This window comes from Halalkalirubrum salinum, assembly GCF_005543295.1.
Lineage (GTDB): Archaea > Halobacteriota > Halobacteria > Halobacteriales > Haloferacaceae > Halalkalirubrum > Halalkalirubrum salinum.
Genome location: NZ_SRSG01000021.1, coordinates 23,208 through 34,393 on the forward strand (window position 1 = coordinate 23,208; position 11,186 = coordinate 34,393).

14 protein-coding genes are annotated in these 11,186 nt (G+C 61.3%); 10 read left to right on the top strand and 4 right to left on the bottom strand.

Annotation, left to right across the window (positions count from 1 at the left end; genetic code table 11):
* Positions 1 to 28: 28 nt before the first annotated feature.
* The gene (locus tag E5K03_RS08400; RefSeq protein ID WP_138006410.1) at positions 29 to 517 is read left to right on the top strand and encodes a universal stress protein; all 489 of its coding nucleotides are present in this window, start codon (positions 29 to 31) and stop codon (positions 515 to 517) included.
* A gap of 48 nt (positions 518 to 565) precedes the next feature.
* On the opposite strand, the gene E5K03_RS08405 is transcribed toward E5K03_RS08400, so the two are convergent.
* Complete coding sequence (locus E5K03_RS08405; protein WP_138006412.1) at positions 566 to 1,537, bottom strand: biotin--[acetyl-CoA-carboxylase] ligase; 972 nt, start codon at positions 1,535 to 1,537, stop codon at positions 566 to 568.
* Positions 1,538 to 1,658: 121 nt separating this feature from the next.
* On the opposite strand from E5K03_RS08405, the gene cofD reads away from it, so the two are divergent.
* From cofD to E5K03_RS08425, 4 genes are read left to right on the top strand one after another with little or no spacing between them, the layout of a single operon-like run.
* Positions 1,659 to 2,657, top strand: coding sequence for a 2-phospho-L-lactate transferase (gene cofD / locus E5K03_RS08410; protein WP_138006414.1), 999 nt, complete (start codon positions 1,659 to 1,661; stop codon positions 2,655 to 2,657).
* Complete coding sequence (locus E5K03_RS08415) at positions 2,654 to 3,421, top strand: tRNA-dihydrouridine synthase (protein WP_138006416.1); 768 nt, start codon at positions 2,654 to 2,656, stop codon at positions 3,419 to 3,421. The genes cofD and E5K03_RS08415 overlap by 4 nt, the downstream gene beginning before the upstream one ends.
* Complete coding sequence (locus E5K03_RS08420) at positions 3,418 to 4,296, top strand: triphosphoribosyl-dephospho-CoA synthase (RefSeq protein WP_138006417.1); 879 nt, start codon at positions 3,418 to 3,420, stop codon at positions 4,294 to 4,296. Before E5K03_RS08415 ends, E5K03_RS08420 begins: the two co-directional genes overlap by 4 nt.
* Positions 4,293 to 4,922, top strand: a complete 630-nt coding sequence (locus E5K03_RS08425) for a DUF447 domain-containing protein (protein ID WP_240729977.1) — start codon at positions 4,293 to 4,295, stop codon at positions 4,920 to 4,922. Before E5K03_RS08420 ends, E5K03_RS08425 begins: the two co-directional genes overlap by 4 nt.
* A 33-nt stretch (positions 4,923 to 4,955) precedes the next feature.
* On the opposite strand, the gene E5K03_RS08430 is transcribed toward E5K03_RS08425, so the two are convergent.
* Positions 4,956 to 5,495, bottom strand: coding sequence for a CBS domain-containing protein (locus E5K03_RS08430; protein ID WP_138006419.1), 540 nt, complete (start codon positions 5,493 to 5,495; stop codon positions 4,956 to 4,958).
* Between the two features lie 105 nt (positions 5,496 to 5,600).
* Positions 5,601 to 5,966: a DUF555 domain-containing protein gene (locus tag E5K03_RS08435; protein ID WP_137195997.1), complete on the bottom strand. Its 366-nt coding sequence runs from the start codon at positions 5,964 to 5,966 to the stop codon at positions 5,601 to 5,603.
* A 339-nt stretch (positions 5,967 to 6,305) separates the two neighbouring features.
* Here E5K03_RS08435 and E5K03_RS17185 point away from each other — a divergent pair, with 339 nt between their 5' ends.
* The gene (locus E5K03_RS17185; RefSeq protein WP_171006641.1) at positions 6,306 to 6,479 is read left to right on the top strand and encodes a hypothetical protein; all 174 of its coding nucleotides are present in this window, start codon (positions 6,306 to 6,308) and stop codon (positions 6,477 to 6,479) included.
* 109 nt (positions 6,480 to 6,588) lie between these two features.
* A complete protein-coding gene (gene psmB / locus E5K03_RS08440; protein ID WP_138006421.1) occupies positions 6,589 to 7,314 on the top strand; it encodes an archaeal proteasome endopeptidase complex subunit beta in 726 nt (241 codons plus the stop codon).
* Positions 7,315 to 7,364: 50 nt separating this feature from the next.
* Here the strand turns inward: psmB and E5K03_RS08445 are convergent, their stop codons facing one another.
* Complete coding sequence (locus tag E5K03_RS08445; RefSeq protein WP_138006422.1) at positions 7,365 to 8,915, bottom strand: hypothetical protein; 1,551 nt, start codon at positions 8,913 to 8,915, stop codon at positions 7,365 to 7,367.
* Between the two features lie 128 nt (positions 8,916 to 9,043).
* Here E5K03_RS08445 and E5K03_RS08450 point away from each other — a divergent pair, with 128 nt between their 5' ends.
* The 3 genes from E5K03_RS08450 to E5K03_RS17535 are packed head-to-tail and all read left to right on the top strand — an operon-like array spanning position 9,044 to position 11,010.
* Positions 9,044 to 9,859 carry a hypothetical protein gene (locus tag E5K03_RS08450; protein WP_138006424.1) on the top strand — a complete coding sequence of 272 codons (816 nt, stop codon included), beginning with the start codon at positions 9,044 to 9,046 and terminating at the stop codon, positions 9,857 to 9,859.
* A 53-nt stretch (positions 9,860 to 9,912) separates the two neighbouring features.
* Entirely contained in the window at positions 9,913 to 10,638 is a 726-nt protein-coding gene (locus E5K03_RS08455; protein ID WP_138006426.1) for an MBL fold metallo-hydrolase, read from the top strand.
* Positions 10,639 to 10,680: 42 nt separating this feature from the next.
* On the top strand, positions 10,681 to 11,010 hold the full coding sequence (locus E5K03_RS17535) for an SDR family NAD(P)-dependent oxidoreductase (protein WP_240729978.1): 330 nt from the start codon (positions 10,681 to 10,683) through the stop codon (positions 11,008 to 11,010).
* The last annotated feature ends 176 nt before the right edge of the window (positions 11,011 to 11,186 follow it).

The following is an 11,186-nucleotide window of genomic DNA, read 5'->3' on the forward strand; positions in this document are numbered from 1 at the left end:
CTGCGACCAAACCGTGTCATGAGATATCATGCCACTATACGATCGGATTCTGGTCCCGACGGACGGATCCGACGAAGGGCGGCGGGCAGTCGAGCACGCCATAGATCTGGCCGTCGTCCACAAGGCGACGCTGCACACCGTGTACGTCGTCAACACCGCGAGATACGCGGGCTTGCCGATGGAGTCATCCTGGGAGGGCGTTGACGAATTACTCCGATCGGACGCCGAGAGCGCCGTCGACTCGGTCCGAGAGCTCGCAGCTGACGCCGGGCTCGACGTCGAATCAGCGATCGTCGACGGTGCCCCGAGCAAGCAAATCGTCACGTACGCAGAAGAAGCTAATTGTGACCTGATCGTTATGGGGACACACGGCCGCGGTGGGATCGACAGACTGCTTTTGGGTAGTGTGACGGAAAAAGTCGTCCGAAGCGCAAACGTGCCCGTCTTGACTGTTCGTGTCGATGGCAACGGCGCTGCCGCGGTGCCAAGCGCGACCGGCGAGGTCCAGTCGGATTGAGCCGAGGCTATCGAGACCAACAAGTGAAAACGGCAGGCGTCCCAAGAGTCACAGGCTATCGTTGTGCCGATCGTTCGGCCGGAGGTGTTCACAGTCGCCCGCGTGGACGGTCTCGATGCCCTCACCAGTATCAATCTGTAATGCCCCGGGCATGACGATGTCTTCGGCGATTCCAGTGATAGTGTCGGTGTGGGTCTCGACGCGGACAGGCATGCCGAGCGTGACCGATCGATCGCGCCACGCGTCCAACACTGAGTCGAGAGTAGTAATCTGTTGATCAAACGCCGCAAGCATCGCCCGAACAGTCTCACCCCGATCGACCGGTCCGTCGATCTCCGACCGAATACTCGTCGCGTTGTCGGGAAGCTCAGCCGCGTCTATGTCGGCGTTCAGTCCAATCCCAACGACAAGCCAGGAGATGCGATCGGCCTCACCTTCCATTTCTGTGAGGATGCCACAGAGCTTTCGGCCGCCGTAGCCTGCGTCGGGATTCTCGGGAACGATCACGTCGTTTGGCCATTTGATTGCGGCGTCAACGCCGAGTGAGCGTGCGACGTCGACGGTCGCCACTGCGGCCGCGAGGGTAAACAGCGGCGCGTGTGCCGGGGGACGATCGGGCCGCAAGAGGATCGACAGCGAGACCGCGCCGTCAGGCGACTGCCAGGGTCGATCGAGTCGGCCCCGACTGTTAGTCTGTCGACCGGCAACCACGGCGATGTTCTCGGCCCCTTCCGCGGCGAGTTCGCGAGCGCGTTGGTTCGTACTGGAGAGTTCGTCGTAATAGCGCACCTGGTACGGCGCGGTACGGCCGTATTCGATCGCCGCTGTGGAGCCGTATTCTGGGGTGTCGGTCACGACGTACCCATCGGCCGTGCTGTCGATCGAAAATCCCTGCTGGCGGAGCGCTTCGACGTGTTTCCAGACCGCAGCGCGCGAAATATCGGCCGCGGCTGCGAGATCAGGACCCGATGCGGGACCGGCTTCGAGCGCCCGGAGGATCGATCGGCGCGTCCGGTTCATACCGGGTCTCTGAGGGCCGGAGACAAATACCGTGGGGTCTCGGCTGGATGCAACCGTAAACCTCGGAAGTACGGGCAGCTGCGAAGGTAGGATACAAATCCAGGGGCCACAAAAGGCAGCTATGGTTACGTTTCTCGCTGGCGGGACGGGCACCCCAAAGCTCCTGTCGGGTGCGGAGTCCGTCTTTGAGCCGGCGGAGATCACGGTTGTCGCTAACACCGGCGATGACATCGAACTCGGTGGACTCCTTGTCTGTCCGGACATCGACACGGTGCTGTTCGATCGCGGCGGCGTATTGGATCGCGACACATGGTGGGGAATCGACGGAGATACCCACGAAACGAACGAAGAGCTGTTCGCAATTGCCGAGGCGGCGGGGCTCGCTGGCGGGCCGCGATATCTCGACGCAGCCGCACAGACCGCGGGTCGCGACCTCGCCCGATGGCGACGCTTTTCGGGGATCGCGGAGTTCATGACGATCGGCGACCGCGATCGAGCGGTCCACATCACACGAACCAGCCTCCTCGATGAGGGCCACACCCTCTCCGAGACAACCCGGACCTTAGCGGACGCGTTCGGGCTGACGATCGATCTCGTGCCGATGAGCGACGATCCAGTTGCGACGATGATCCACACGCCAGACGGCGTGATCCACTTTCAGGAGTACTGGGTTGCAAACCGGGCTGAACCGGAAGTCCTCGATGTCACGTACAAAGGTGCTGATGACGCAGCGATGACACAGTCAGTGCGCGATGCGCTCGCAGATCCGGTGGTGATCGGCCCCTCGAACCCAGTGACGAGTATCGGCCCGATGCTCGCAATCCCTGGCATGCAGGCGGCGCTCGAATCGACGCCGGTGGTTGTTGTTTCACCGTTTGTCGAAGAGGAAGTATTCTCAGGGCCGGCCGCGGAGCTACTGGCCGGAATCGGCGCAGAGCCCTCAACGGCCGGCGTCGCCGACCAGTATCCATTCGCGGACGCGTTTGTACTCGATCGTGAGGACCGAACGACGCTTGATCGACCAATCGTGCGAACTGATACGCAGATTGAAACCGACGCCGACAGCGAGCGGGTCGCGACGGCTGTCGAGACGGCACTCACAGAGGTCCACACCCAATGACCGACCGCAACTTCGGAGCCTCGTTTGCTCCCCGGCTCGCTGCGGCGAGTCTCAGCGGTGAGTCCGACGCGGCATGGGCCCAATCACTCGCGGATCATGTCGGGTGTGCGTTTATTGGCGGCGTGTCGATCGACGAGCGAACGCAGGCGGCATCTGCGGCACTTGTCGATCGCGATCGCAACGAATTCCTCACCGAGCGTCCGATCAAATTCATCGACGACCAACTCAGGTCGCTCTCAGAGACAGAGACGGCGATCGGGGTGAACGTCCGAACGACGCGGGTCGATCGACTGCGCGAGGCCGCAGCTGTCTGTCGATCCCACGGTGCGATCCTTGAGGTGAACGCGCACTGTCGACAGCCGGAATTGACCGCGATCGGCTGCGGCGAGTCACTGCTTGCAGACACCGATCGCCTCGAGCGATACGTCGCTGCGGCCGCAGAGATTGGCGCAACTGTTGGGGTGAAAGCCCGTGCGGAGGTTTCGGGAGTCGATCTCGGGGACGTCGCAGCGGCAGTCGAATCGGCCGGTGGGTCGATCCTCCACGTCGATGCGATGGATTCACCCGAACCGATCGCCACGGTGGCCAACAAATCCGAGCTGTTCGTGATTGCGAACAACGGCGTTCGCGATCGCGAGACTGCCTACGAGTACCTCCGGCTCGGAGCGGATGCAGTCAGCGTTGGGCGGCCAACCCGCCAGCCGGAACGACTCGATTCGATCCGGACAGCGGTCGACGCATGGTTCGCGGAGGTGACCGCATGAGCGCCGGCGAGACGTTGGACCGGGATCGATCGCCAGCCGAGAACGCCCAGTTGGCGCTGTTGCTTGAGGTGGCCGGGACGCCAAAACCAGGCAACGTCGATCGCCACCGCGATCTCGAATCCCTGCGGTTCGAGCACTTCCTCGCGGGAGCGATCGGCTCGGGAGCTGGCCTCAGGACCGCCCAGCAGGGAGCGTCCGTGGGCGACGCGTTTGAGACGGCAGTCGCCGGAATGAGCAATCAACGCGGTGGGAACACCCAGTTCGGCTGTTTGTTGCTGCTTGTGCCGCTCGTCGCGACGGCCGCAAGCGGGGCGCTCACGCCAACGCGAGCGAGAGATACCGTGGAATCGACGACCGTCGAAGACGCGGTCGCGTTCTACCGGAGCTTCGAACGCGTCGATGTCGCTGTTCGCGATCCACCGGCAGACGTCGATGCTCTCGATGTGCGACGCGGTGGCGCAGCCGCCGAGGCGATACGTGATCGCGAAATGACACTGTACGACATTATGATACTCAGCGCGGAGCCGACAACGAACCGTCCGGCCGACGGAAACGCCCGCGAGTGGACGACGGGGTTCGAACGATCGTTCCGTGCGGCCGATGAACTGCTCTCGGACGAGGGGCCGGTTGGCGATCGGATTGCACGGACGTTCCTTCGGCTCTTGGCAGAGGAGCCGGATACGCTGGTCGCAACAAATCACGGGACAGAGACAGCGAGAGACGTCTGCGATCGGGCGGCGGCGATCGGTCTGGATCTCGACGCTGCAGCGCAACTCGCGGAGACGTTTGTCGACGGGGGAATTAACCCGGGGACGACAGCGGACCTTACGGCTGCGGCGGCGTTCATCGCACTGGAACGGGGGCTAACAGTATGACCGCAGAGGATCCAGCGGGGATGCATCTCAAGGGCTGGCCGGTCGCGCTCCGCGGCGTCACAGAGTCGATCGTCGCGACGCTCGGCCCGAACGAGTTGTGGAACATGGCTGCACTGGGACTGCATGCCCCCGAATCGCGCGAGGATCCCGTTACTGCGACCACCTGGGGCAACACACGGACGAAGCGAAACTTCGAGCGGCGCGGTGGTGGGGTGGTACAGTTCACCGCCGATCCACGAGCGTTCGTCGACGCTGCAGCGACGATCCGCGAAGAACCAGAATCGGTTCTGCCAAGCGCAGCCGCAAGCGTCGAGGTCACCGCCGCAGCAATCGACCAGGGAGTCGATGGCGGGACCGAGTGGACGACGTGGACGATTGAACCAATCGAAGAGACCGCAACCGTCTACGAGCGGGTCGTCCCCACCATCAACCGTGGGTTTGGGGCCGTGATCGACGCAACGGTCGCCGCCTCGCGGCTCGACGTCGACGCCTTCGAGACCGAGGCGCTCCTCGATCGGCTTCGATACTTCGAGACCACAGTCGAGAAATGCGGCGGCCCTGCCGAACGAGCAGCCTTCGAGCGGCTCAGCGAGGTGTCTGAGTGGCGATCGCATCCCGAGGAGTAACGGTCCGGTGGTCCGTCTCGGGTGAGAACCCACCTACGACAGCTGTGCGGCCAGGTCTGCCTCGGTGATGATGCCGATCGTCTCACCGCCAGATGTGACCATGATCGCCTTGTAGTGGTCGAGTAAGTTCCGAACCTCATCGACAGTGGCGTCGCGAGCGACCGTCGGGAACGACTCGCTCATTACCTCGCTGACTGGCAGTTCGCTGACGTCGTCGCCCGCATGGATCACGTCGCTTTGGCTGATCGAGCCGACCGGAATGCCGTTTTGTAACACTGGCAGCTGTGAGTACGCCTCTCGTTCCATCCGATCGACCGCCTCTCGGACGGAGTCGTCGGGTGCGACCGCGATTACCGTCTCATTCATCAGATCCGCAGCCCGGACAACGTCGCCTTCGGCCTCGTCTAACGCGTTGACAATTCGCCGGAGAGTCGACAGCCGTGGGTCGACGTCACCGCCCTCGATTCGCGCGATGAGCGGCTGGGAAACGCCCGCTGCCTCCGCAAGCGAGCTCTGGGTGAGTCCGAGCGCATTCCGACGCTCGCGGAGATCCTGTGGTGTCGGCAGTTCCATACCCGTGTGATTACTTCGGGTTATATGAAAACGTTTCGTCGTCGGATACACTCGGTAGGGAGTCGTCTTTAAACTTAGGCGGAGTCGTCAGGATTGTCTTTAAACTTAGGCGGAGTCGTCAGGATCGGCTTCGGTTTCGATGACTTCGATGACAGAAAGCGGCACGTCACGCAGCGCACCGCCGACCTCGCTTTTGGCGATCCGTGAGGCGTGTTCTTCCCCGTCGGCGTTGAAAATCTCGATCTCAAGAAGTAGTCCGACAAGCGCGGTGTTCGCAGCGATATACGCCGAATCAAATGGCTCGCCACAGGCCGGACAGCCCGTCGCACCGACCTCAACTTCGACGTACTCTTTGTCCTGTTGGTTCAGTCGCTTGCCAGCCTCGCTCACCGCGACGCCGATCGCATCGTCAATATCCTCTACGTCTCGGACCAACCATGCCGCTTCCATCGCGACGAGGTAATTGCTCATACGTGATCCACGCGTCACAGCACCTCGTTTCTTGTGGTTCACAGTGCCGAAGCGACACGACACCGTGTCACACGCCAAAGGAGCGACCAAATTAGTCTGCAGCACTCCACAGACCGGAGCCACCGGCGATATCATCTCGGCGTACGACAGGTGAGAGATTCTCATAACGTATGAGAATTCAGTGGGTCGATGATCCGATCGATTCGGGAGTATCACCGATCTTCACAACCGAATTTGTGTTTCGAACAACTCCAATAGAATCGCCAGACAGCAGCCTGATCTGTCGGTCGGCCGTTCCACTAAGTATTTATACATGGACGGCTGGAGGACAGGTATCGAATGATCGAATCGGCCACCCGGCTCACGCTGTTCACGCTGTACCAACTGACCGTCGCGCTCGGGATCGTGATGCTCCCGATCGCGGTCCTCGCGCGCAGGGTTGGCGTTACCCTGCCTGTCAGACGAGCGATCGACGCGACCGAACGAGCCTACGAGCAGAAGACAAAAAACTAATCCTGCCAGCCGTTGGTTTGCTGCACCTGCCTGCTGAGCGACAGCGCCGGTATCGGGGTTCTTTCCCTGAAAGGTTGCATTTATCAGCGACGGAGCGTAAGTAGACACAATGCGAACTCCAAACAGCGGTTTCTCCGAGGGATCAGGCCAGTTTGATAGCGATGTCTCGCGTGTCTTCGGCCCCGAACTCGGTGAATTCCCACAGAACGGGGCAAAAAGCGCCGAGGACGACGAAACGCTGAAGACGGGGACAACGACTGTCGGAATCAAGGCTGAAGACGGCGTCGTGCTCGCGACAGACATGCGCGCAAGCATGGGATACATGGTGTCGAGCAAGGACGTCCAGAAGGTCGAAGAGATTCACCCGACTGGCGCGCTCACGATCGCCGGGTCGGTCTCGGCGGCCCAGAACCTGATTAGTTCGCTGAAAGCGGAGGTCCGATTGTACGAGGCCCGCCGCGGCGAGCACATGAGCATGAAAGCCCTTTCGACGCTCACCGGCAACTTCCTCCGATCGGGAGCGTTCTTCATCGTCAGCCCAATTCTCGGCGGTGTCGACGACGAGGGGCCGCACATCTACAGCCTCGATCCGCTCGGTGGGACGACAGAAGAGGAATACACTGTCTCGGGATCTGGCAGCCAGTACGCTCTTGGCCTGCTCGAACAGGAGTACGAGGAGGACATCAGCGTTGAAGACGCAAAGACCGCGGCAGCCAGAGCGGTCAAATCTGCCGTCGAGCGCGACCTAGCCTCCGGTAACGGCATCAACATCGCGGTCGTGACCGACGAGGGTGTCGACATCACCCGCTACAAAGACTTCGACGACGTACTGTAGGCCGACTCTCTGAGCGGTTCGTCGCGCAGTAAGCGCTTGTTTTCGCGTGTTCACGCCGGGGGGCGTGTCCAGTCTGCGAAGGACCCGTCGAGTAGCGTCTCCTGTTGTTCGTTGACGTAGCGGCGCTGCATCGTTTCAATCGCCTCACCCAACGACTGTCCCGCGTCCAGTTCAGCAGCGACGATCGATCGCTTCCACGAGGCAGGCGTCTCCCGGTTTGTGACCCGCCAGCGAAGTGGCTCGAGATACCGGCCCGCTTCGGACTCCGAGAGTCCGACAGCGGTGAGCCCGGCCTCAGCGTAGTCGAGTAACTCCGAAAAGACCACGTCGGGATCGCTCGTTTCTGTCCCCTCGGTAGTGATGATTCGTTGGCCGCTATCGAAGCCGTCCTCGGCGGCTGCACGGAAATTCTGGCGTGCATCCTCCCACGGGAGGGTACAAAGCGGATGGTCGTGTCGCGTTAGTCCCTCCATTAGCCCGGCAAACGCTGCCTGGAGAGCGATCGAATCCCGAACCGTTGGCTGGGCGGCAAGCGGGCGGAACTCAATGCGGGCATTCGCCGACGATCGCGTCGCACCGTCGAACACCGGGCGAACCCATCGCCAGTAGGTTCCGTGTTTGCGACGCAGCGTTGCGAACGAGTCGTCGAAGCGCTCTCCGCGATCGACCGGCATCGGTACCATCGTCTCATCGTCGACTACCCGGTGGACGGCGTCTTCGATCGAGTCGAGATCTCTGGGGAATCGAACCTTGTCCGAGTCTGTTGCACTGTTGAGGACGGATTCGAAGATGGTAATTCGATTCTCGTGGTGTGCCATCGAAAGGATTTCTTTTGGGGGTGCGTCGTCGTAGAGATCAGCGGGGAAAAACGGCGAGTTCACACCGAGTGCGAGGAGCGGACCGGCGATCCGCACCGCATAGTTGAAACATCGCGGGAGGTCTTCTGCCTGTTGCACTTGGTAGTGTGGCTGGATCGAGGTGATGAGCGATTCGGGCATCACAGTATCGGCCTCGATCGAGACGTGTGGCACGTCGATCCGAAACAGTTCGGTCGCGGCCTCGCTGTTTGCCATCGCGTGATAGCGGACGGCGTCTGTCATGTTGGTGGCGATCCGAATGCCGTCGTGTTCGATACTGTCCGTGAGGTAGCTGCGGGCGGTTTCGCCGGCCGGGGGGACGGTCCACAACCCGTCACTGACGAGTCGCATCCCCTCGGGAGTTGTACAGTCTAAAGCCGCCTGCAGACGACCGCGAACCTCTGATTCTTGTGCGCGAAGTCCATGTTCGTTGAATGGCTGCGGGCTGGTGGTCATTTCGGCGTTGTGGAGCCCGAGTTCTTTTTCGAATCCAATAAGTTCGAGCAATCGACGAGGAACCCGACACAGCGAATACGCCTCGTCACCGCCTCCGTTTCGCCAGCGTCCCTCTGAGACAGCGTAGAACTCGTATTCGAGGCCGATGATCGACTGGTGGTTGTCGAACGTTCCGTCCCGAAGCTCTTCGATGACGGCATCGCCATCAGCTTCGGCGGCCGTACGAAACGCGTCCAGATCGATCGCCAGCACGTCCTGGACGGCGTCGGCCAACTCGAAGGTAGTCATGCATATTCGATTGAGGTTCTGATACTTCAACATTGGCGGCCGAGGACAGCTGTGAGTACCAACCACACGAGACACGCCAGAGAGACCACCAGCACAACACACTTTCCCTTCGGCCGCCTCTGACAGGCATGGAACGCTCCCGAACGGACGCGACAGCCGCGGGGTTGCTTTCGGCGATCGCCGACCGCGGCTGGACGCTCGAAGACGGACCGCGACGGGGTCCTGCTGCGATCGGTCGGCCACCAACGGGCGGATCGACGGCCGTCTCAGAGGAGCGATCGACACTCACGACTGGACCGGTCGCAATCGAGCCGGTCGCACCAGCCGACGCTGACCCGACGACGATTATCTCACGGGTCGTTCATGCGGATCGACACGACCGAAATATCCTGTTTCTGACAGGCTCAGATGAGGTTGCCGAGCAGATCGAGGCCATTGTTAGCGATCCACCGTTGGTTCGTTCGTCTCGATCGGGACTGCGAACCTTCTACGCCGGTCCAGATCGGATCCCGATCGAGGCAGGCGGCTACGCACTGGTGAAATCTCCACAGGAATCACTTCGATGGCGCGAGACGCGAACCCCTGCCGGTCCGGTGGCTGGCGATCCAACGGGTACACGGGGACCACGAGTTGTCATAGAGATTGACGACACAGTTCGCGCCGTGGTGGCAGACGCAAACGCACTTGCGAGCCCACCGCCGGAGGCGTTTCCGTATCGCTACCAGCGAGATCCGGACACCAAGCGGTTCTACGTCTTTTCGACCCGGGACGGACCGACGGGACCGATCGAGGATTATCCGGGTGTGAAGGCGATCCGCGCGGGTGGATACACCCCGGTTCCGATGCCGATCGTCCCCGAGCACCTCTTCGAAGGAGAGACGCCAGCGATCGGCATCTACTCGATCGAGCGCGATCGGATCACTATCGCTGAGCCCCGGACGTAATAATAGCAACGTTCTTCCGAAGTCTCAACACCACGCGAGTCGATCGACCAGATATGACCGTTCGATACGGCCCGCTTTCGATCGAGTGGCTCGGCTACGCAACTGCCCGAATCGAGACCGAAGATGGCACCGTCGTCTACACCGATCCCGGCCGCTATGGCGTGCTCGACGGGCAGTATCCGAAAGACGCAGATCTCGTCGTCGTCACACATAACCACCACTACGACAGCGACGCGATCGGACAGGTCGCCGACTCGGACGCCACGATCGTGGTCTACGAGGGGGTCGACGCTGCTGAGATCGATCGCGACGTCACGCCAGTTTCGGAGCTCCCGTTCGACGTGATTCGTGTGACCGACGACGATCACGTCGCAGTCGAGACGGCCGTAGAGACGATCGACGTCTGGTCAGTGCCGGCGTACAACGAACCTGACGGCCCCTGTGCGGACGCCGACGGAACCGTCGTTCACCCCAAAGGACTCGGCTGCGGCTACTTGATCGCTGTCGGCGGCGAGCGCGTCTTCTGGCCCGGCGACTCGGATGCCCTCGACGGATTTGCAGAGCTTGACGTGTCAGTCTTTCTTGCGAACATCGGCGGAACGGTTGTTTCAGATGCTGAAGCCAGCGCGGATCTTGCCGATCGGATGCGGCCCGAACTGGTCGTGCCAATCCACTACAACACCCTCGAGATGCTCGAGGCCGACAGCAAGGCATTCGCGGCTGATGTCGCCTCGCGATCGATCGCGGTTGCACTTGATGAACGCGGCGTCGATCGGTGAACAACTGGACGCAGTAAGATATGCCGTCCCGTATCGGCGATCGTGAAGACACACGATTGGGAGACGCCCGGTGTCGTCCTGATCACTGGAGCGAGTTCTGGGATCGGCGCCGCAGCGGCTCGTCGGTTTGCAGACTCCGGGCGGAACGTAGTGCTTGCCGCACATAATGAAAAGCGGCGTGGTTATGCGTGTCGAACCCAAATTTTCCGCGTGAACTGGACTGCAGTGCTGCACGGGACCGCGACGGTGGTCGCGGGAGTCGGAGTGTTCGCTTTCGAACAACCGGTCACGATCGGACTGCTTGTCGTTGCAGCCGTACTGTTCGTCGGCGGTATCGTAGTGGCTCGCCGAGACGACAAAACGGGGGAGTAAAGCGTCCGTATCAACCGTCCGCGTTCGGTTCGTGTACCGCAGCGATAGAGAGCTACAGGTTCGGTCCCGCGGTTCCCAAAATCAGTCGATCACATCGGATTAGAGGAAGTGTCTGCTTGGACGTAGTGTGAAACCAAACCAAGCAGACAATCAGATCGAAGAAGAGCATCTCCTTA

Excerpts from the sequence above, each read along its gene's own strand:
- E5K03_RS08400 (WP_138006410.1), top strand. The coding sequence starts at position 29 with ATGCCACTATACGATCGGATTCTGGTCCCGACGGACGGATCCGACGAA.
- E5K03_RS08405 (WP_138006412.1), bottom strand. The coding sequence starts at position 1,537 with ATGAACCGGACGCGCCGATCGATCCTCCGGGCGCTCGAAGCCGGTCCC.
- cofD (WP_138006414.1), top strand. The coding sequence starts at position 1,659 with ATGGTTACGTTTCTCGCTGGCGGGACGGGCACCCCAAAGCTCCTGTCG.
- E5K03_RS08415 (WP_138006416.1), top strand. The coding sequence starts at position 2,654 with ATGACCGACCGCAACTTCGGAGCCTCGTTTGCTCCCCGGCTCGCTGCG.
- E5K03_RS08420 (WP_138006417.1), top strand. The coding sequence starts at position 3,418 with ATGAGCGCCGGCGAGACGTTGGACCGGGATCGATCGCCAGCCGAGAAC.
- E5K03_RS08425 (WP_240729977.1), top strand. The coding sequence starts at position 4,293 with ATGACCGCAGAGGATCCAGCGGGGATGCATCTCAAGGGCTGGCCGGTC.
- E5K03_RS08430 (WP_138006419.1), bottom strand. The coding sequence starts at position 5,495 with ATGGAACTGCCGACACCACAGGATCTCCGCGAGCGTCGGAATGCGCTC.
- E5K03_RS08435 (WP_137195997.1), bottom strand. The coding sequence starts at position 5,966 with ATGAGCAATTACCTCGTCGCGATGGAAGCGGCATGGTTGGTCCGAGAC.
- E5K03_RS17185 (WP_171006641.1), top strand. The coding sequence starts at position 6,306 with ATGATCGAATCGGCCACCCGGCTCACGCTGTTCACGCTGTACCAACTG.
- psmB (WP_138006421.1), top strand. The coding sequence starts at position 6,589 with ATGCGAACTCCAAACAGCGGTTTCTCCGAGGGATCAGGCCAGTTTGAT.
- E5K03_RS08445 (WP_138006422.1), bottom strand. The coding sequence starts at position 8,915 with ATGACTACCTTCGAGTTGGCCGACGCCGTCCAGGACGTGCTGGCGATC.
- E5K03_RS08450 (WP_138006424.1), top strand. The coding sequence starts at position 9,044 with ATGGAACGCTCCCGAACGGACGCGACAGCCGCGGGGTTGCTTTCGGCG.
- E5K03_RS08455 (WP_138006426.1), top strand. The coding sequence starts at position 9,913 with ATGACCGTTCGATACGGCCCGCTTTCGATCGAGTGGCTCGGCTACGCA.